This is a genomic window from Streptosporangium sp. NPDC006013 (genome assembly GCF_040614275.1).
Classification (GTDB): Bacteria; Actinomycetota; Actinomycetes; order Streptosporangiales; family Streptosporangiaceae; genus Streptosporangium.
Genome location: NZ_JBEXUE010000082.1, coordinates 1 through 19,614 on the forward strand (window position 1 = coordinate 1; position 19,614 = coordinate 19,614).

Consider the following 19,614-nt stretch of genomic DNA (forward strand, 5'->3'; position numbering starts at 1 on the left):
GCTGACCATCGAGCCCGGCGTCGGCGAGTGGACCGGCAAGGCCGCGGTCGCCCGGGCGCTGCGCCGGGACATGAACTCCCTCGGCCGGTGGCGGATGCTGCCGACGGCCGCGAACCGCCGGCCGGCGGTCGCCGCCTACGTCCGCGGCGCCGGTGACACCGCGTTCCGCCCCTTCGTGCTGATCGTGCTGCGCCCGGAGGCGGGCCTCCTCGCCGCGATGGACGTGTTCGAAGCACCTGGCCTGTTCACCGCGTTCGGCCTCCCGGCGAGCCTGGACCACTAGGGTTTGGGGCGGCCGGGCTTGGTACGTAGCCAGCTGATTTCGAGCGGCGACCCAGGGGCCGTACGGAACGCTCAGGGTCGCGGGGTGGCGGCGAAGCCGTAGTTCTTAAGGGTGATGGCGTCGGACCTGCCGGCCATTCTCTCGACCAGACCGGCCCACGGCATGTGGGGTAGCAGTCTGATCGACAGGTTGCGCAGCCGGATGACCGACCGGGTCTTGGGCACGAAGCCGTTGACGCCGCCCGGCGGGAGCTTCTGGCTCTGCTGGACGAAGTCGCGCATCTCCCGCTCGTACGCGGCGAAGGCGGCCGGATGGTCCCCGCCCGCCTCGGCCAGCTCTCCGGCCAGCACGTAGGCACCGACCACCGCCAGCCCGGTGCCGCCGCCGCCCAGCGGCGACGGGCTGTATCCGGCGTCGCCGAGCAGCACGACCCTGTCGCGGGACCAGGTGTCCATGACGACCTGGGTGGCCGCGTCGAAATAGAAGTCGGTGGCCGCCGCCATCTCCCGGAGCATGGCGGGCACCTGCCAGCCCGCTCCGGCGAAGACCTCGGCCACGATCTGCTTCTGCCTCCGCACATCACCGTGGTCGAGCGGCTTCGAGGCGAACCCGAACAGGACCTTGACCTCCTCGGCTCGCCGGGACGGGCGCAGCGCCGCCACCCTCCTGCCCGGCATGTTGTGGAACAGCTCCCAGTCCTGGATGCCGAAGACGTTGGGCGCGGTGAAGTACGCCAGGTAGCAGCCGAGCTCGCGGCCGAAGCGCGACTCCTCGCCGAAGGCCAGGGACCGGGTCACCGAGTGCGCGCCGTCCGCGCCCACCACCAGGTCGAAGACGCGCGACGCGGACCGCTCGAAGGTGACCCGTACACCGTCGTGGGTCTGGGTCAGCGAGGTGATCGTGTCGTCGAAGACGTACTCCACCTCGTCCCCGGTCGCCCGGTGGAGGATGTCGACCAGGTCGCCGCGGAGGATCTCCACCTCACCGACCAGGCCGTTTCCACCGAGGAAGGAGGCGGGCATGTCGGCCACGCGCCTGCCGGTGGCGTCCACGTAGGACATCCCGCCGGAGTCGACGGCCGCGCGTCGGACCTCATCAAGGAGCCCCATCCGCCTGACCACGTCGACGGAGACGCCGCGCAGGTCGACCGTGTGGCCCTGGGCGCGCGGAGCCGGAGCTCGCTCGACCACGGTCGGGGTGAAGCCGTGGCGATGTAGCCAGTAGGCCAGGGCGTGCCCCGCGATACCGGCACCGGAGATCAGAATGCTCTTCATAAGCGCTCCCTGCTTGACGATGTGTATACCGTACGCATAGTGCGCTTACGTTGTAAATTATGTACTAGTGCACCAAGATTACGGCAGTATGTGACCAGGCCATTGGGGAAATGGTGCACTAGAGCACCGGGAGGGCGGACAGTGGACGGGACAGAGCCTCCGTACCTGCGGATCGTCGCCGAGTTGCGGCGGCGCATCGCGACGGGGCGGCTACGCCCGGGCGACCGGGTGCCCTCGACCCGGCAGATCATCCAGGAGTGGGGCGTGGCGATGGCGACCGCCGGCAAGGTGCTGGCGACCCTGCGCCGGGAGGGGCTCGTGCGGGTCGCACCCGGCGTCGGGACCCTCGTCGCGGACGGCGCCGTCGCGGACACCAGCCCCTCCCGCAGGCCCGTGCCCGAGCTCACCAGGGAACGGATCGTGCGCGCCGCGATCGGGATCGCCGACATGGAGGGGGCGGCGGCCCTGTCCATGCGCCGGATCGCGACCGGCCTGGAGGTCTCGGCGATGTCGCTCTACCGGCACGTGTCGGGCAAGGAGGAGCTGCTCATGCTCATGACCGACACCGTGCTGGCCGAGTGCGCGCTCGATGAGCCGCCACCGGGCTGGCGGGCCCGGATGGAGCTGACCGCCAGGACGCAGTGGGCCCTCTACCACCGCCACCCCTGGCTGGCCCAGCTCACCTCGTTCACCCGCCCACTGCCCACGCCCAACGCGATGGCCCAGGCCGAGTGGGCGATGCGCGCGGTGGACGGCCTCGGCCTCGACCCGGCCACGATGGTCCACGTGTACGTCACCGTGGCCAACTACGTACGCGGGACCGCGATCAACCTGGAGGCCGAGACCGAGGCCGCGCAGCAGACCGGCATGACCGACCAGGAGTGGCTCGACTCGGCGGTGCTCCCGCGCATGGCGGAATTCCCGCTGCTGTCGAGCATCCCGCCCGACTCCCTCGACCTGGACACGCTCTTCGAGTTCGGCCTGCGACGCCTGCTGGACGGCCTGGAGGTGTTCATCGAGGCCCCCGGTCCCGGCCTTTCTCGCGGCCAGGACGCCACGTCCCTTCATGGAGATCGTCAAGGGCCGTAGATCGGACCCCGGCGAACGTGGGCGGTCACCGCGCCAGAGGGGGTCCGAAAATCACGGTCGAAGTGCTCCGAGGAGACGTGGACGACATTCTCGGAGCTCGTGCGAGGTCGATGATCTGAATTTCGGGCTTCAACCTCGGTAGCGGCACGGGACCTTCGCCTATGACTTCAATGTCCCCTCGACGAACAATGCCCCCGCCAGGTGAACGGGGGCGTTGTCATCATGTCCTTGAGACGATCATTGGCTCAAACACCCCGGCAGGTATAGGAGTTCAGCTTGACCGTCTGATTGGAAGAGAAGGAGAACCACAGGTTTCCGTTGACCGTGTTGTTGCTCCTGACATAGCTCACACCATTGACGGTGAGATTCACCGAACAGCGGTAGGGGATGCCGTACTGGTCCCAGTCGATTCCATCGTTCCAGTAGCCGCCCTTGTGCTGGCCCGGGCCGATCGATGCGGTTATCCAGGGGCCGCTGTCACTGTCTTTCCGGCGGATGGGCCACCATGTATTGGTGTAATTATAGATGTCGCCACATGGCGGCACCGTGCACTTCGAAAGTACCTTGGCCTGCCCCGCCGAAGCGGATGTGACCAGCCCCGCCGAGGCGGACACGGTCGGCAGGATCGCGGTGAGCGAGGCCATCATGACCACGATCATGGCAAGACGAGAAGTTAAACGACGCGCGTTCATCGGACTCCTGGATGTCTTCATTGGGCGAGATCGATGGGAGACATGTGGCGGATCGGTGCTCGTCGGACCCGCCAGGTCCGGCAAGGTGATCAGTTCAGCGATCTGCGAGTTGTTCGGAAGGTGATCACTCCGTCAAATGATCGGTTACAGAACAGGCGTACGGAAACCTGGAAGCTTCCAGGGTTGACGAAGAACCGTCCAGACACCCGACGACGACGGCACCGATGCGTCCGGAGCGGGCCAGGCGCAGGGGCTCCGAGCTCATCGACCGGCAGAAGGCATACGGAAACGCTGCTCCCGCCGGTAGACCCGACCTGCGACAAGGGCCCGCACCGACGATCGGATCGGTGCGGGCCCTCGCGTCGCGTCAGTCGCCGTAACCGTCTAGGGGGATGTTGACCTGCTCGTTGCCGTCGGGGGCGTCGTCGTTCGACGGGGGCTGCGCGGGCCGGCAGCTCTGGCCGCAGCCGCCGAACCGTGCCGAGTTGATCGGGGTGAACGACGTCGGCTCGACGTTCCTCAGCGCCGCCAGCATCGTGTCCTTCCAGATCGGGCCAGGGATGCTGCCGCCGAAGACCGAGCCGTAGTAGCGTCCGCCGATCGTGACGCCGGTCAGCTTGTACTTCTGCGAGCCGCGCGGGTCGCCGATGCTGACCGCGCCGGCCAGGTCCGGGGTGAACCCGGCGAACCAGGCGGTGGCGTAGCCGTCGGTGGTGCCGGTCTTGCCCGCCGCGTCGCGGCCGATGCCGCCGACCGCCCGCATCGTGCCCTTGGTGAACACCCCGGACAGCACGTCCGCCGCCGCGTCGGCGACCTCGGGGTCGAGCGCCTGACGGCACTTGGGCTGGTATTTGGAAATCTTGCCGTCGCGGTCGGTGATCTGGGTGATCGCCATCGGCGCGCAGTACTTGCCGCGCGCGCCGATCGCGGCGTACGCGTTCGCCACGGTCACCGGGTCCATCTCGTTGATGCCGAGCGTGAACGTCTCGTACTCCTGGAGCGCGAGCCCGTCGGAGCGGTGGATGCCCAGCGACTTGGCGATCTTGACCGTGTCACAGAGCCCGACGTGCTGCTCCAGGGTCATGAAGAAGGTGTTGACCGAACCCCAGGTGCCGGTCTGCAGGGTCCGCCAGCCGGGTGAGCCCTCGTCGTTGGTCACCGTGTGCGTCGGGTCACCGATGTTCTCGCCCTTGCAGTTCTTGAACGCCGAATAGCCCGAGGCGAGGTAACCGGCGCCGACGTTGAAGCCGTCGTCGACCTTCATGCCCTTGTTCAGCGCGTTGAGCAGCGTGAACGTCTTGAAGGTCGAGCCGGCCTGGAAGCCGACGCCACCGCCGTGCGCGGCGTCCGCGACGACGTTGTAGGAGATCTCGTTCCTGGCCTTGCTCTGCCCGTACGTTCGGCTGGCCGCCATGGCCTTGATAGCCCCGGTGCCCGGCTGGACCAGGGCCTCGGCCGCCACCGGGTTGTCGGCGGGGTTGACCCACTTCCTGATCGCCCGGTCCGCCGCCGCCTGCATGGTCGGGTCGATGGTGGTCCTGATCGTCAGACCGCCGCGGTTGAGGAACGCCAGGCGCTCCTTGGCAGTCTTCCCGAAGTCAGGATTTTTCAGGATCTCATTGCGGACGTAGACGCAGAAGTACTGATAGTCGCTGGCCTCGCAGCCACCGGGCAGCTTCGTACCCTTGTAGCCGAGCTTGGTGGCCTTCGCCTCGGCCGCCTCGGCCGTGGTGATCTTGCCCAGCTCGGCCATCCGGTTCAGCACCACGTTGCGCCGGTTCAGCAGCCGCTCGCGCTGCTTCGCCCCCAGGTTGGGGTCGGTGGCGTTGGGGTCCTGCACGGCGCCGGCCAGCGCCGCCGCCTGCGGCAGGGTGAGCTCGGCCGCCGTCACGCCGAAGAACCGCTTGGCCGCCGCCTCGACGCCATAGGCACCCGCGCCGAAGTAGGCGATGTTCAGGTACTTCTCCAGGATCTCGTCCTTGGAGTACTTCTGCTCCACCGCCATCGCGTGGCGCAGCTCGTTGAGCTTGCGCGCGTAGCTGGCCTCCAGCGCCTTGTCCTTCTCCGCGTCGGTCTCGGCGGAGTTGAGCAGCACCTGCTTGACGTACTGCTGGGTGATGCTGGAGCCGCCCTGGCTCACCCCGTCCGCCTGGAGGTTCTTGGCGAACGCGCGGAGGGTGCCCTCGATGTCGATCGCACCGTGCTCGTAGAACCGGTAGTCCTCGATCGAGACGATCGCGGTCTTCATGACCTCGGACACCTTGTCGAGCTTGACGACCTCGCGGTACTCCTCGTAGAACCGTGCGATCTCCCTGCCCCTGGCGTCCTGCACGACGGTGACCTCCGCCGGCGGAGGTTCGACGAGCTCCTCGGGGTTGAGGTTCAACCCGTTGGTCGCCGACACGATGCCGAGCCCCGCACCCCCCACGGCCGGTAGTGCGATCCCCGCGACCAGCACACCCGCCGCCGTCCCCACGGCGGCAAGACGCATGATCTTCGACACGGCCCCTGACTGGCCCTTACCCCGTTCCGACATAAGTGTAGATTCTAGGCTTTAAGCCTGTTCTGTGCACATAAAGCGCTTTCTTTCACATAGCGCACAGTGCCGGTTATCTCCGGAGAGCTCTGGATCACCCGTGAACAGACAGCCTAGGGGACCCCGCCGAGGCCGTGGACGAGGATGGTCGCGGTGCGATCCCGGATCGGAGGTTGAGGGGCTGAGATCATTCCGGGCAGATCACCACCGAACGGCCGTCCTGGTGTACGAGGTCGCCATTTCCATCTTGACCTCAACTTAGCTTCAGGGTCGAGGCTGCGTGTACGAGGCTGACCGAGACGGAGAGGTCATGATGCGCGCGATCCAGGTGCGGGAGTTCGGTGGTCCCGAGGTGCTGGTGTACGAGGAGGTTCCCGACCCGGTGGCCGGTCAGGGAGAGGTCGTGGTGGGACTGACCGTCGCCGACGTCATCTACCTCGACACGCTGCTGCGTGGAGGCTGGGGGAGGGACTTCTTCCCCCGTCAACTTCCGTACGTGCCCGGCGGCGGCGGAGCGGGGCAGGTGCTGTCCGTCGGGGAGGGGGTGGATCCGGGCTGGGCCGGGCGCCGCGTCGTCGCCAGGACGTCCACCGGCTACGCCGAGCAGATCGTCGCCACCGTGGAGGAGACGGTGGAGGTGCCCGAAGGGTTGGGGGCTCGGGAGGCGGCGGCCGTACTGCACGACGGCGTCACCGCGCTGAACCTCACCCGTGTGGCGGGGATCGAGAAGGGCGAGTGGGTGCTGGTGACCGCCGCCGCCGGCGGGGCGGGTTCGCTGCTGGTGCAACTGGCACGCGATGCGGGCGCCCGGGTCGTCGCGGCGGCCCGGGGCGAACGCAAGCTGGCGCTGGCCCGCGAGCTGGGTGCGGAGATCACGGTCGACTACTCACAGGAAGGGTGGGAGCACCGGGTACGCGAGGCGGCCGGCGGCGCGGGAGTCGACCTGGTCTTCGACGGCGCGGGCGGAGAGCTCGGCAGGGCGGCGTTCGAGGCGGCGGCCAGAGGCGGCCGGTTCGTCACCTACGGCACCGCGGGCGGCGGGTTCGCCGACATCGCCCCGCGGGCGGCCGAGGATCGGCAGGTACGGGTGACCAACCTGCTGGCGTCCGGGCCCCCCGATCGGGCCACCGTACGGGAACTGCTCGCGCAGGCACTCGCGTTGGCCGCGGAGGGACGGATCCGGCCGGCCATCGGCGCGACCTACCCGTTGGACCGAGCCGTGGACGCCCACATCGCGCTCGCGGAACGCGACACGGTCGGCAAGTCGCTGCTGCTCATCTGAGAACACGTGCCCCTACCGATGACCGGCAGGGGCCTTCTCCTCGGTCTGCCTGACCATTCCCGGCAGGACGAAGGAGGTCTCAGCGTCGAGCGTTCGCAGTCTCCATGTCGACCAGGACGCTGTACTGCTGGGGCTTGCCGCCTCCTCCTTGGATCGGTCCGTTATGTGGGATTTCATCCGTTTTAATGTTGTCGCGATCTTCGAGGTGATAGAGATCGACAGATCCTCTGACACCACCGAAACGAAACGGAACGAATTCTGATATGCCGTATCTGTCGCGGGCGATCACTCGTAGGGGCCTGTTCACGACCGCCACCGGCGCCGCCGCGGCGACGGCCCTGGGCGGCTTCGCCGGCGTCCGGAGCGCCACCGCCGAAGCCGCGGGAGATCGGTTCGACCTGACCGCACCCGCGACAGGGTTGATCTGGAAGAAGGCGCTCTACGACGAGACGGTGCTGCAGTCGTTCGCCTTCGACAACGCCAACGGGCACATATACGTGGCCCAGCTGAAGAACGGTGCGGGGTCGGCGGCGGCGGGCAACCTCTGCGTGACCAAACTCAGCCTGGGCGGAACGGTGCTCGGGCACATGTACCTGATGGGCTTCGGGCACGGCGTCCAGATCGGGGTGGAGCCGTCGGGGACCACGGCCTACCTGTGGACCGAGACCAACGGCGTGAACGACGGCGCCAACGCCTGGGGCAACAGGCTGGCCCGATTCAAGTTCGTCAACGGCCAGACCCTGACCGCGTCCTCCTCCGCTCTCACCAAGTACGCGCCGATCGCGGGCGCGACCAGCACCACGTGTGCGATCGACCCCTCCACCAACCGGCTGATCATGCGCTATCGGGCCGGCGGCACGGCACGCTTCGCGGTGTACTCCCTGGCCGCGCTCAAGAGTGGAACGGCCACCCCGCTGTTCGACATCGCACAGCCGTCGGGACTGGGCGTCTTCCAGGGGTACACCGTCTACGGGAGGTACCTGTACCTGCTGGACGGCACCGCCTACAGCGGCTCCAACCCGGCTCCGGGCAACACCTACATCACCTGCGTCGATCTGCGTACGGGCGGCAAGGTTCAGCGGTCGCTGAGCCAGGCCGGCAAGTCCCTGGACTTCCGAGAGCCGGAGGGCATGGCGATCCAGATCGCGGGCGGCGAACCCCGGCTGTGCCTGGGGCTCGCCTCGGGCGTCGCGGGAGCGAGGAAGGCCAGCATCTTCTACAAGACCGCCCTCGTCTGACAGACGACACCGTCCCGGTTTCCCCGTCGGCGGCTCCGCCGTCGGGGAAACCGGGCACCTCTTGGAGATGAACCACCGCTCGCCGGTGGAGGCTCTCAACGAGGCGGTGCGGGCTCGGTCCCCCGCGGTTCTCCCTCTACCGGCCCGGTCTCGAAGACCGGGCCCACCACGGCAAGCGGGCTGCAAGCGGGCTGCACACAATGGCTGGCATGAAAGCCTCCCCCACCGGACGCCTCAGCATGCCCCTCCGGCTTGCCGCCGGCGTGACCCTTGTGCTCCTGACCGTCACCGGATGCGGTGCCGGCGTTGACACGCTCCAGAGCGATCAGCCCGTTCCGGAACGCGTGACCAGCACAGCGACCGCCGAGACCCCCCAAACCACCGAGACCACCCAGCCCACGGAGAACAGCGAGCCCACGGAGAGCAGCGAGCCGGCCGAGACCACGAACGAGCCGGACGACCCGGGCCAGGCCCAGGCGGCTGTGCAGCCGGGTGGAACCCTCACCGACGGCAACACCGTCGCGGCCGAGCTCACCCGCGCCGGGCAGCGGGACAAGTTCACCCTGGACCTGGGCGGCACCAGGGAGTTCTATGTCACCGACATGACCGGTGACGATATCCAACTCCAGGTGTTCTCCGAGGTCGACGGCAAGCCGGTCAGCCCGTCCGGCATCGCTCTCAGCTGGGGCACCTCGGTCATCAAGTTGACCAAGGCGGGCAAGCACCGGCTGGAGGTCTTCGGGAACACGAACGTCATCGGGCCGTACAGCCTCAGGATCGCGACGGTGAAGATCCGCACGTTCCCGGCGACGATCGGCCTGCAGATCGGCGAGGGCAACCCGGACGGCGCGGGACGGCTGGACGTCCCGGGACGCATCGACCGCTTCGAGTTCGACGCGGACGGCGCGTCGGCCATCAAGATCCTCGGTGGGGCCGGGGCGTGCACGGCTATCGAGCTGGAGCTCACAGATGCCGCGGAGAAGAACATCGCCGGCCCACGGCAGCCCGTCCCGCTCTGCGGATACGAGTTCGACATCCCGCTCTCCAATGGAGACGGCAGGTATGCGCTCGTGGTCAGATCAGGTACGGCGAAGACCGGGGCCTACTCGTTCCAGATCGCGCGGGCGGGTTGAGCGTCGGCCGGGCGTCTGGTCGTGGTCACCAGGTAACCGGAGGATGCCCCGGCCTTCAGGACTCCGTCCCCCAATTCGTTTTCGATCTCCGCGACCTGCGTGTCCGGCGCCGGATAACGACGCTGGACGTCGACCGGGGGTAATTACTTCCGGCCAGGGAGGATGTCACGTGCCTGTGCCGGTCCCGCGTCAGGACCGGCTCAGGCTCCCGCGATACTCCAGCCCGCCGGCGCCCTCCTGGCCCACGAAGTCCAGCGTCGCCGGGTCCTTCAGAGTGAGGGTCATGTCTCCCCCCACACACTGATTCCGCTGCATGCGGGTCAGCTCGAGCACATTCCCGGCCCTGACCTGGGTCAGCATGACCTGCTGCTCGCACGCATCGGCCCGCCACGTCCCGGCCGACTGGTCACTCAGCAGGATGAGCGTGACCGCGACGGTCTCCTTCCGATTGTCCTGCGAGACGACCTGGCCCGTCCATGTCCCGGCGAACGCCTCCGGGACTCCGCCCCCCGGCTGGGCCGAGGGCGACGTCGACGGCGGTGTCGATGGCGGTGCCGACGGTGGTGCCGACGGTGGTGGTGTCGACTGCGGCGGGGAAGCCGGTTGCCCGCCTGCGGCCGTGCGTGATCCGGAGTCCCTGCCGCTACTGGTAACGGCCTCCGGCCTCGCCGCGCCGTCGCCGGAGGAGCCACCGAACGTCCCTGTCGCGTACAGCGTCACCGCCGCCGCGAGCGCCGCTGCGATGCCGGTGACCGCGATCAGCACGGCAGGCCTCCGTCCCTGTCGGGGCACCGGCTCACCAGGCCGCGGCTCCGTTTCCTGCACCGTCGTATCGGAACGGCCGAGATGGCGGGTGGGGGCCGGGTCGTACGCGGGTCCGGCCGGACCCTGTACTCCGGACGAATCGGCTGGAAGCAGTCTGGTCGGCCCGGGACCGGCCGCGACCGGAACCTGATCCGCCCGCCCGCTCCAGTCAGCGGGCAGGTAGGCGGTGGGCACCGGGCCGACGTCGGGGACCGTGACGGTGGGGGCTCCGGTGTCGACCAGGCGGATCATGAGCGCCCGGGCGGAGGGGCGTACCCCGGGGTCCTTGGCCAGACAGACGGCCAACGTCTCCCGCAGGGGCGATGAAATGTCCGTGAGGTCGGGCTCGGCGTTGAGTATCCGGCTGAAGACCGCGGCAACGGTGTCGCTGCCGAACGGCGCCCGGCCGGTAGCGGCGTAGACCATGGTCGCGGCCCAGGAGAACACGTCGGCCGCGGGTGATCCGTGCACACCGTTGAGCTGCTCGGGAGCCATGTACGGCGGGGTGCCGGACATGGCCGAGGGCATCGTGCTCGCGTCGAGCAACTGGGCGATGCCGAAGTCGACCACCCGCGGGCCGTCCGGGCCGAGCAGCACGTTGGCCGGTTTGAAATCCCGATGGATGACTCCCGCACTGTGGATGGCGGCGAGCGCGGTAGCCGTGGCGACCGCCAGGCGATCGAGGTCGCCGCCACGAAGGGGACCCTCGTCACGCACTCGATCCTGCAGTGCGGGACCCGCGATGAACTCGCTCACGACGTAGGGGTCTGGCCGGTCGGTCTCCGCCTTCAACACCCGGGCCGTGCAGAAGGGGGCCACCCGCAGTGCCGACTGCAACTCCCTGGCCAACCGGCGGCGCGAGGCGGGATCCGCGCCGCTGCGAAGTACTTTGATCGCCACCCGCTCGCCGGACCGGCTCCACCCTTCGTAGACGATCCCCTGCCCGCCCTCGCCCAGCCGCCCGACGATCTCGAACTCCCCCAGCACGCGCGGGTCTCCCGGCTCCAGCGGGCCAGCGGGCATCGGCTCCTCCATGCACGGTCGTCTCCACACACTAGCGATGCGAGACCCGGCCCACCATGGTCCTCCATCAGGGCGATGGCCGGGGAACCGGAACGGCAGGGAGATCAGGCCATGGGAGCCATCGAGTGGCCTGGAGCCGCCTTGGGGAATCGAACCCAAGCCCCCTTCATTGGGCAGAGCCCTCCGCGAAATGTGTACCGGAACCTGAAAAACGACAGCGGGTGAGCGGCGGCGATACTTCTTTTCGGGCCAACGCGCTTGGTTGGTCGTAGTGGAGGCTGTCTACGCAGGCTGATCCGCACTCTCGCGCGTGGATGGTCGACGATGGCTGCCAGGATGCGTCTGCGGGCATACTGGGCGACTGGTGGCCCGTCGCCGGACGAGCCGAACGAGCCTGAGTGTGTGCTGAACTGTTCGGTATGGAATATCCCCGACTCCTTGACTGCCTCGCGGCCGACTTCGGCCGCCTGCGGGCCGTCGTGCCGACCGGCCCAACCGCGGTGGTGCCGAGCTGTCCCGACTGGACCGTCGCCGACCTGACCCGTCACATCGGCGAGGTGTACCTGCATAAGACTCTGGCCATGCGCGAGGGCGCCGAGCCCGACCCGTGGCCGCCGAAGGAGCTCGCGGACGAGGATCCGCTCGCGCTGCTCGACCGGGCGTACGCCGGGCTGCTCGACGAGTTCGGCGCCCGCAAGCCGGGGGATCCGGCCGGCTCCTGGTACACCCCGGATCAGACCGTCGGCTTCTGGATCCGGCGGATGGCGCAGGAGACGGTCATCCACCGCATCGACGCCGAGCTCGGCACCGGGCAGCCGGTCATGCCGGTCCCGGCAGACCTCGCCGTCGACGGCATCGACGAGCTGCTCAAGGTCTTCGTGGCATACAGCGTCGCCGAGTGGGGCGACTACTTCACCGACATCCTGGCCGGCTCGCCGGGCCGGACGTACACGGTGCGGACCGACGGCGCGGCGTGGCGGGTGCGGACCGGCCCGGGGCTGTTCGCCGTCGAAGACGGCGCTGACGACGACGCGGCCGACGTGACCGTGAGCGGCCCGCCGACGGCCGTGCTCCGCTGGATGTGGAACCGGGAGAGTGCCGGCGAGCCGAGCGGCGTGACGGTCGAGGGCGCCCCTGAGGCGGTCGAGGAGCTGCGGCGCTGCATCGTCATGGCGACGCAGTGAGACCGCCCGTCCTCCACCGACGCCTGAGAGCCCGCAGGTGTCAACGGCCTCAGCCGGTCTCGGCCGCCGGACTCCCCCGAACTGATCATCCACCGTCCCGTTGATGACGACGGCCACCTTCCAGCCCGATGCGCTGAGGCGGGAGCCTGCCCGATCAAGCTGATCGGGCAGAACCCCTATCGGATCCACCTTTGAGTGGTCGCCGCCCTACGAGCGGGGATCGCTCCTCGCGGGATCAGCTTCCTGCGGGGGGCTGGCCGGTGCCGTCAACGTCGTTCCAGGTCGGATTGTCGACGACGACGCACGGCTTGGCCTGGCCATTGACCACATATGCGGAGAACTGCCACGCCGTCTCCGGCTTCTTCGCCCTAGAGGCCTGCTCCTTGCTCTCGCTGAACGCCATCACCAAGGTCTGGCCCTTCCCGACGTACCGGGGGTCGATCTCCAACCCCCCCGTCCTGAGCAGACGCGCGGCCCTGTCGGACACGGAGCCCTTCCACTCCTCCGGGGAGCCGCCCCCGACGATCTCGCCTCTGTCTCCCCCGCACCACTTGCCGGGCTTGAGATAGGTGATGTCCGCAGATACCCCCATCCTCTTTAGATCCTGCTCCAGTTTGTCAGCGTCCCTGAACTCGTTGAGCTTGACGTTGATCGTGCCGTCGCCGTTCTTGGTCACCGCGTACGCGGGCTGCTCCGCTCCGGTCAGCAGCGGCACCGCGATCGCCGCCGCCGCGGCCAGCCCGGCCACCGCCGCCCCCGCGAACAGGCGGCGGCCGGTGCGACGACGTCGTTCGGCGCGTGCGGTGATCTCGGCTTTAAGTTCCATCAGTATCTGCTCCTCGAAACTCATCCCGGTGTTCCTTCCATGACGAAGGGCAGTCCCTGAAGCGTGCGACGAGCGCGATACAGCCGCACCTTGGCGGTCCCCGGCCGGATGCCCAGGGCCGCCGCCGCCTCGGTGACCGTGAGCTGGTCGATGACGACCAGTTCCAGGACGGCGCGTTCCCCTTCGGGCAGGTAGGCCATGGCCTTGAAGATCCGCCTGGCATGCCGTTCCGCGTCGATGCGCTCTTCGAGCCTGGCGAGGTCGTCGGTGTCCAACGACCGCCGCCCGCTCACCCGGCTGGTCAGCCGCGACTGCTTGAACACCCGGCGCCGCTCGGTCGAGAGTGTGTTACGTGCCACGCCGTACAGCCACGCGATCTCGGTCCCCAAACCGGCCCGGTAGGTGTGGGCGGAGTCAAGCACCGCCATGAACACCTCGGCCACCAGGTCGGCGACCGTGTGCGGATCGTCAACACGCCGAGCGAGGAAGCGGGTGACCGCATCGACGTGCCGCCGGTAGAAGGCTTCGAACGCCACGTGATCTCTAGCGATCTCCGCCTGTTTACGACGCACCGGCAATGCTCCCTTCGTCGATTGACACCCCTGCTTGGTCAGAACCATCCAAATGGTTACAAGAGGACGGCTCTCCGCCTCTCCACCCGAACGAAGACGAGAGAACGACACACGTTGTCTCCGGTCGTGGCATGCGGTGACCGAGCAGAGGACAGGGTCGCCGGCCATCGGTGCCTGAACTCTCCAGAGGTCGTTGAGCCCCCACAGGCCGCTCCGATGCCCGCGGAAATTCCCCGGTCACATCAGGGGGAGCTCCCGACCTCAACAGAGCAGGACCTCGCCGACAACGGCATGACGAACCATCCCCGCGACAGGATCTATGGAGAGCCGGATGCGGTGAAAGCCGCACGTCCGGCCCGGAAGGCGGGCCGAGGAGACGGATCGGAACCGATACTGAGAGCGCGTAGGCGTCGACGGCCTCGGCCAGTCCCGTCCGCTGAATCTTGCCGAGCTGGTTGTCCGCGGTGCCGTTGATGACGATCGTGAGGTGCTCCACCTCTCAGCTCTGTCTCAGACGCGCTTTGCCATACTGGCGCCCGGTTTAGAACACGTTCGGGGGAAACCGTGGCAGTCGTGGAGCAAGATGCGCAGGTCACTGGCCTGCCCGGCGCAGCGGCGAAGAGGGTCCGCATCAGCATCGTGCTAGGTGCGTGGGGCCTGTTCTACACCTGTTATCGGGCCTACTACGCGCTGGGCGGGACCGTCGGCATGTTCGGCACACCCGTGTCGTATCAGCAGTGGCGGATGGTCAACGCGTTGGGGGCGGGCATCCTGCTGGTCGCCACGGTGCTGCCGGTGGCGACGCTGCCGTTATGGCGCCGGTCCCACGGGCGACGCGTCCTGCTGGCCATGTGCTGGGCGGTGACGGTGGGGTGCGTCATGCACGCCCTGATCAACAGCATTCAGCGGGCCCTGAGCCTGGCCGGCCTGATACAGCTGAATCTGCCGTTCTGGACGACGATCGACCATCGCACGGCCGATCTTCAGGATCTCCTGTTCAACGAGCCGTGGTTCCTGGTGGAAGGGCTCCTGTGGGCCTGGCTCGCCTTCTCGAGCCTGAACGCCGGCACGGCGAGACGCCGATGGTTGATCAGTGCCGGGGTCGCGATCGCCGTCCTCACCGTGATCGGCATGCTGAGCGTAACCGGGGTGATCGGCACTTTCATCGTGGGGTAGGCCACGTCCGCTCGGCGCCGCCGGCTGCTGCCGGCAGTGGATCAGCAGGCCATCGTTCCTACCACGACCGGCCGATGAAGCCTCGGGGCCGACGGACCTGTGGTGGTTCGACGGAGCATCCGCCGTGCACCTTCACCTCAGCAACTGGTGGACAAAGGATCATGACATCTAACCGGTAGAGAAACTCTGAGCCACCTCATGATCGGCGTCCTGTTGGTCGCGAGGTCAACACTCCAGTCGTGGATCGTGGCCTTCCGGCTGGAGCGCCTTCGTGTGCACCGGACATCAGGACGCCTTGACCGCTTGGCCGCTTGGAGCGGCGGTCGTTATCCGGCGGCCGGATTCAGGGGGACGGAGGTCTCAGGCATAGACCAGTCCGAGGGCGTCCACACATCATCGGCGGAAGGAGCGGCGATGTCGGTTTCGGCGCCCCAGCCGGTCAGACGAGCATCAACGACAGACGAGACAGGGACACCACCGTTCTTGGAAAATGGTTGGCTCCACGAGCCCCAGGCCCTGCGCACCAGCTGGTCCTCACCGAGCCAGAGCCGCCAGGACATCTTGGCCTTCGCTTCCTCTTCGGTGAGCATCACCACGAGTCCGAAGGGGAATCCGTGAGAGGCCTTGGAGAGCTGGCCTACGGTCATCGTGCCCTGGTAGAGCGTGGTACGAGTGCCGTCGTAGACGCCTGCGGGGCGCTTGACCTTGGTGGTGGCCAGCACCGCCTTCAGCATGGCCGGATCGGCGAGCTTGATCCAGCCAGCGTCCAATTCCGGCCGGACCTCGTTGTTCTCGTTGAGGAGCCAGCTTTTGCCGTCGGGTATGTAGTCGTTTTGGATGTACTGGCGGCCCTCAAAGATGATCTGCCGTACGGGGTCGATCCGTTTTATGCGGTCGGAGTCATGTGCCATATCGACGGCTACGATCTTGCCCTTGCCGAACTCGGCGACGGCCTTAGTCCAGACGTAGTCCTTATCCTTTTTCTCCTCCGTGGTGGTGCGGACCTTCGACATCTTCACCCCCCGGTTCTCGACGAGCTGGCGCTTGAGAGCGTCGATCGGGTCGGCGGGAGCCCCCTGGGCGTCCACAGTGGTACCGAATCCAGCCACCATCGGGACGACCAGCATGACGGTCGACGCAGCGACCCATCGCCTCATCTGAGAACGTCCTCCCGCCCGTGCCCCACACGGTGAAGGGCTGCAGCGCGATCTTTACACTCCGACATCTCGCGCTAATTACAGCGTCCTGTCGCCAGACCGGCCGGATCGCCAGGGGATCCAGGAGAAGGCCCGCCAGGATACCGGGGAAAGGTGGAAGGGATCCGACCTCGTGTTCACCACGAAGAACGGGACCCCGGTCGAGCCGCGCAACTTCTACCGGTCCTTTGAGCGCTACCGCGAGAGGGCCGGAGTCCCTCGTATCCGCGTCCACGACACCCGACACACCTGCGCCTCGCTCCTGGCCGCGCTCGACGTTCACCCTCGGGTCGCGATGCGCATCCTCCGGCACTCGCAGATCTCGGTGACCATGAACGTCTACACGCAGGTTCCGGCGCCAGAGACGCGGAGAGCACTGGGGCGACTGAATCAGAGCCTCGGCGAGCAGCTACCGTAATTTCACTCTTGGTGCCTGTATCAGGAGTGCTGGCCTGAACTTCGAGGACCCTTTCGACTTATTCCTAGCCGGAAGGGTCCTCGGCACGCACGAGCGACAGACGGTTTGCTACCTCCTACGAGACCGCCAAAGAGCGTAGATCGAGAGGACAGCGGCCATCTGCGCCACCATGATGCAACTTGCCAAGTGTGCCGGAAGCATCACCAACTCCTTGGCAGCGAGCAGCGGAACGATCACGGTCGCGACAATGGCGACAACGGTGGTTGCGACGTCCCAGAAGTGGTTGAGGTGAGAACCACTCATCTCGCTTGAGGCGGTTACGCCCAATCCCTCGGGAGACTGCAGGGAGATCTTGAGGTTCGCAGCGTCACTAGGAACGTCATCAGTCGAGTGGGCTGAAGCAGGGTTGGTAGGCATGTCGCTCCTCTCGCAGGGCACAGCTCCGCCCAATGCGGAGCAACCACGCGCCCTATAAGCGACTCCCGGCGTGAGCTAGTCAGAACTAAGAGTCACGACCGGGAGTGCTTGGAGTAGCCCCATGCCTTTACCTCCTTGAGGTTTTCCACCTTCAGTCACGGACAGGCAGACGTTCCGCCCAGAGGGAAACTACCACGACACCCACACACTTGCATCAAATAGCTGCAGAGATGCTGCTCTCACGTGCTAGGTGTGCGACTATCGACTGAGGCTCGGCACCTAACAGGACGGGCCAGTTACTTATGCGAGGTGTGCGATGCCTTCGGAGCCAACCTCTCCGCAAACCCGACAGGTGGCGAGTGAACGGATAACTGTGGGTTTAGTTCCGCGAGTCTCGGAACAACTTCAGAGACTCCAGGAACGCACCGGCTTCTCGAAGACTGACCTGGTGAACAGAGCCATCACCCTCTATGAGTACGTGGAGGCCGAGGCGTCTAAGGGCAATGATCTGCTCGTGCGACAGAAGGATAGCGGCGAGTTGTTCGTCATCAAGATCCTTTGATTGACGGGTCCGTCAACGCCTATCCGCTACTTCTTCTCTGGCTGGCCACCTTCGCCTAGCTACTGAAGCTTGAACTACAGGAGGTAGCTGTATGCAACTGCTGTACAGACATGACAAAGGCCCTCCGGGATGATCCCGAAGGGCCTTTGACCTGGGAGCCGCCTTGGGGAATCGAACCCCAGACCCCTTCATTACGAGTGAAGTGCTCTGGCCGACTGAGCTAAGGCGGCGTGCCGTGTTTCACCACGGCCTACGGCAGTCTACAGGCTCCCAGGGCCTTCCCGCGCACCGGAATCAGCCGATCTTGGGACACTGGGTTCCATCGGCGGGGACGGTCAGATCGATCAGGTAGTCGTCCACCAGGCGATCCACGCACGCCGAGCCGGTCAGATAAGCGGTGTGGCCGTCTCCGTCGAAACCGACGAGGACGCCGGAGGAGAGCTGGGAGGCGAGGGCCTCTGACCACTGGTAGGGCGTGGCGGGGTCGCGTCTGGTGCCGACGACCATGATGGGCGGGGCTCCGGAGGCGTCGATCTTCTCCCGGGCCCCCGCCTTGACCGGCCAGTACGCGCAGGGCAGTGAGCTCCACATGACGTACGCGCCGAACAGGGGGGCGACCTTGGCCGCCTGTTCGGCCGCCTTGGCGTAGGCGGCGGGGTCGCGGGGGTAGATGCTGTCGACGCAGTTGACCGCCAGGTTGGACTCGGTCTGGTTGGTGTACTCGCCGTCCTCCCCACGGTCGACCAGCAGGTCGGCCATGCGGAGCAGGACGGTGCCGTCACCCTTCAGCGCCTGGGCCAGCGCCTGGCGGAGGACCGGCCATGCCTGCCGGTCGTAGAGCGGGGTGATCACACCGAGGATGGCCCAGGCCTCGGTCACCGTACGGTCGTCGCCGGTCCTGTTGGCCAGGGAAGCGGTGTCCGCCCTGCGGAGCAGCGCGGTGATCTCCGCGCGGGCGGAGGCGACGGAGCCCTGGAAGGGGCAGTCGGTGGCCGCGAGGCAGTTTTCGAGGAACGCGTCGAGGGCGACCTCGAAACCGCGTGCCTGCGCGGTGTTCAGCTCCAGTGGGCCGAGCGAGGGGTCCACGGCGCCGTCCAGGACGAGGGCGCGGACCCGGTCGGGGAAGAGATCGGCGTAGACGGCGCCCAGCTGCGTGCCGTACGACTTGCCGAGGTAGGTGAGGTGGGAGTCACCGACGGCGGCACGCAGCAGGTCCATGTCCCTGGCGGCGTCGGCGGTGCCGACGTACGGCAGGAGCCTGCCCGATCGGGTCTCGCATCCGGCGGCGAACCGTTGCGCCCCCTCCTCAAGCACGGTGACCTCCCCCGGCGAGTCGGGCGAGCTGTCGAGACCGACGAAGGTGTCCAGTTCGCTCGGCGACAGGCACCGGACGGGCGCGGAGTCGCCGACCCCGCGCGGGTCGAAGCCCACGACGTCGAAGCGCTCGCGAACCGCCTCGCTCACCGCGGTGCGGGCACTTCGCGCGTACTGCACTCCGGAGGCACCCGGCCCGCCGGGATTGAGGAGGATCGAACCGATCCGCTCCCCCGAGGCCGGGAGCCGGATCACGCTGAGCTCGATCTTCTCACCGTCCGGCTTGCTGTGATCGAGCGGTACGGCGAGCTTGGCGCACTCGAAACCGTCCTCGCACTCGTGCCAGCCGAGAGCCGCTCCCGCCACACCGCGGCCGGCTCCGGTGCCGCCACTGGCGTCGGCGGGGACGTCGGTGCCGGTGCACGCGCTCGCGAGCAGGGCCACCGCCGCCAGTACGGCGGTCACACGGGATCTCACGCCTAGTCCGCTCCGTAGTCCGTAGGTCGGGGTCACACGCGGATCCGGCAAGGGGGGCCGACACGCGGAGAGGCCGAACGATCGAATCCTATGCCCGCGCCGAGCCCCCATGACGGGA

15 protein-coding genes, 1 tRNA gene and 1 pseudogene are annotated in these 19,614 nt (G+C 67.4%); 8 read left to right on the plus strand and 9 right to left on the minus strand.

From position 1 onward, the window contains the following. A pseudogene (locus ABZ260_RS15360) lies at positions 1-283 on the plus strand (RNA polymerase subunit sigma-70); the annotation flags it as partial. Positions 284-354: 71 nt separating this feature from the next. Here the strand turns inward: ABZ260_RS15360 and ABZ260_RS15365 are convergent. Continuing rightward, complete coding sequence (locus tag ABZ260_RS15365) at positions 355-1,557, minus strand: FAD-dependent monooxygenase (protein ID WP_355617167.1); 1,203 nt, start codon at positions 1,555-1,557, stop codon at positions 355-357. A 141-nt stretch (positions 1,558-1,698) separates the two neighbouring features. Here ABZ260_RS15365 and ABZ260_RS15370 point away from each other — a divergent pair, with 141 nt between their 5' ends. Beyond that, positions 1,699-2,646: a TetR/AcrR family transcriptional regulator C-terminal domain-containing protein gene (locus tag ABZ260_RS15370; RefSeq protein WP_355617169.1), complete on the plus strand. Its 948-nt coding sequence runs from the start codon at positions 1,699-1,701 to the stop codon at positions 2,644-2,646. A 245-nt stretch (positions 2,647-2,891) separates the two neighbouring features. Here the strand turns inward: ABZ260_RS15370 and ABZ260_RS15375 are convergent, their stop codons facing one another. Continuing rightward, positions 2,892-3,338 (minus strand): hypothetical protein, encoded by a 447-nt coding sequence (locus ABZ260_RS15375; protein WP_355617171.1) that lies wholly within the window; start codon positions 3,336-3,338, stop codon positions 2,892-2,894. Between the two features lie 367 nt (positions 3,339-3,705). Then, positions 3,706-5,874 carry a transglycosylase domain-containing protein gene (locus ABZ260_RS15380; RefSeq protein ID WP_355617173.1) on the minus strand — a complete coding sequence of 723 codons (2,169 nt, stop codon included), beginning with the start codon at positions 5,872-5,874 and terminating at the stop codon, positions 3,706-3,708. Between the two features lie 313 nt (positions 5,875-6,187). Between ABZ260_RS15380 and ABZ260_RS15385 the strand changes: the two genes are divergently transcribed. The 3 genes from ABZ260_RS15385 (at position 6,188) to ABZ260_RS15395 (ending at position 9,527) form a co-directional block, all read left to right on the plus strand. Next, positions 6,188-7,156, plus strand: a complete 969-nt coding sequence (locus tag ABZ260_RS15385) for a zinc-binding dehydrogenase (protein WP_355617204.1) — start codon at positions 6,188-6,190, stop codon at positions 7,154-7,156. Positions 7,157-7,419: 263 nt separating this feature from the next. Further along, complete coding sequence (locus tag ABZ260_RS15390; RefSeq protein WP_355617175.1) at positions 7,420-8,394, plus strand: teichoic acid biosynthesis protein C; 975 nt, start codon at positions 7,420-7,422, stop codon at positions 8,392-8,394. 209 nt (positions 8,395-8,603) lie between these two features. Further along, on the plus strand, positions 8,604-9,527 hold the full coding sequence (locus ABZ260_RS15395; RefSeq protein WP_355617177.1) for a hypothetical protein: 924 nt from the start codon (positions 8,604-8,606) through the stop codon (positions 9,525-9,527). Between the two features lie 189 nt (positions 9,528-9,716). On the opposite strand, the gene ABZ260_RS15400 is transcribed toward ABZ260_RS15395, so the two are convergent. Next, positions 9,717-11,354, minus strand: coding sequence for a serine/threonine-protein kinase (locus ABZ260_RS15400; protein WP_355617179.1), 1,638 nt, complete (start codon positions 11,352-11,354; stop codon positions 9,717-9,719). Between the two features lie 419 nt (positions 11,355-11,773). On the opposite strand from ABZ260_RS15400, the gene ABZ260_RS15405 reads away from it, so the two are divergent. Further along, the gene (locus ABZ260_RS15405) at positions 11,774-12,538 is read left to right on the plus strand and encodes a maleylpyruvate isomerase family mycothiol-dependent enzyme (protein ID WP_355617181.1); all 765 of its coding nucleotides are present in this window, start codon (positions 11,774-11,776) and stop codon (positions 12,536-12,538) included. Between the two features lie 235 nt (positions 12,539-12,773). On the opposite strand, the gene ABZ260_RS15410 is transcribed toward ABZ260_RS15405, so the two are convergent. After that, on the minus strand, positions 12,774-13,364 hold the full coding sequence (locus ABZ260_RS15410; RefSeq protein ID WP_355617183.1) for a hypothetical protein: 591 nt from the start codon (positions 13,362-13,364) through the stop codon (positions 12,774-12,776). 20 nt (positions 13,365-13,384) lie between these two features. Further along, positions 13,385-13,936, minus strand: a complete 552-nt coding sequence (locus ABZ260_RS15415) for an RNA polymerase sigma factor (protein ID WP_355617185.1) — start codon at positions 13,934-13,936, stop codon at positions 13,385-13,387. A gap of 564 nt (positions 13,937-14,500) precedes the next feature. Between ABZ260_RS15415 and ABZ260_RS15420 the strand changes: the two genes are divergently transcribed. Then, entirely contained in the window at positions 14,501-15,112 is a 612-nt protein-coding gene (locus tag ABZ260_RS15420) for a hypothetical protein (protein ID WP_355617187.1), read from the plus strand. A gap of 326 nt (positions 15,113-15,438) precedes the next feature. Here the strand turns inward: ABZ260_RS15420 and ABZ260_RS15425 are convergent, their stop codons facing one another. Continuing rightward, positions 15,439-16,269 carry a hypothetical protein gene (locus ABZ260_RS15425; RefSeq protein ID WP_355617189.1) on the minus strand — a complete coding sequence of 277 codons (831 nt, stop codon included), beginning with the start codon at positions 16,267-16,269 and terminating at the stop codon, positions 15,439-15,441. A 118-nt stretch (positions 16,270-16,387) separates the two neighbouring features. Here ABZ260_RS15425 and ABZ260_RS15430 point away from each other — a divergent pair, with 118 nt between their 5' ends. Further along, entirely contained in the window at positions 16,388-16,726 is a 339-nt protein-coding gene (locus tag ABZ260_RS15430; protein WP_355617206.1) for a tyrosine-type recombinase/integrase, read from the plus strand. Between the two features lie 1,135 nt (positions 16,727-17,861). On the opposite strand, the gene ABZ260_RS15435 is transcribed toward ABZ260_RS15430, so the two are convergent. Both ABZ260_RS15435 and ABZ260_RS15440 read right to left on the minus strand, forming a co-directional pair. Beyond that, a tRNA-Thr gene (locus ABZ260_RS15435) sits at positions 17,862-17,935 on the minus strand. 64 nt (positions 17,936-17,999) lie between these two features. Then, positions 18,000-19,496, minus strand: a complete 1,497-nt coding sequence (locus tag ABZ260_RS15440; protein WP_355617191.1) for an alpha/beta hydrolase — start codon at positions 19,494-19,496, stop codon at positions 18,000-18,002. Positions 19,497-19,614: the final 118 nt, after the last annotated feature.

Coding starts and splice junctions, on each gene's coding strand:
- ABZ260_RS15400 (WP_355617179.1), bottom strand. CDS start 11,354: ATGCCCGCTGGCCCGCTGGAGCCGGGAGACCCGCGCGTGCTGGGGGAG.
- ABZ260_RS15395 (WP_355617177.1), top strand. CDS start 8,604: ATGAAAGCCTCCCCCACCGGACGCCTCAGCATGCCCCTCCGGCTTGCC.
- ABZ260_RS15380 (WP_355617173.1), bottom strand. CDS start 5,874: ATGTCGGAACGGGGTAAGGGCCAGTCAGGGGCCGTGTCGAAGATCATG.
- ABZ260_RS15385 (WP_355617204.1), top strand. CDS start 6,188: ATGCGCGCGATCCAGGTGCGGGAGTTCGGTGGTCCCGAGGTGCTGGTG.
- ABZ260_RS15390 (WP_355617175.1), top strand. CDS start 7,420: ATGCCGTATCTGTCGCGGGCGATCACTCGTAGGGGCCTGTTCACGACC.
- ABZ260_RS15425 (WP_355617189.1), bottom strand. CDS start 16,269: ATGAGGCGATGGGTCGCTGCGTCGACCGTCATGCTGGTCGTCCCGATG.
- ABZ260_RS15375 (WP_355617171.1), bottom strand. CDS start 3,338: ATGAACGCGCGTCGTTTAACTTCTCGTCTTGCCATGATCGTGGTCATG.
- ABZ260_RS15410 (WP_355617183.1), bottom strand. CDS start 13,364: ATGGAACTTAAAGCCGAGATCACCGCACGCGCCGAACGACGTCGTCGC.
- ABZ260_RS15405 (WP_355617181.1), top strand. CDS start 11,774: ATGGAATATCCCCGACTCCTTGACTGCCTCGCGGCCGACTTCGGCCGC.
- ABZ260_RS15365 (WP_355617167.1), bottom strand. CDS start 1,557: ATGAAGAGCATTCTGATCTCCGGTGCCGGTATCGCGGGGCACGCCCTG.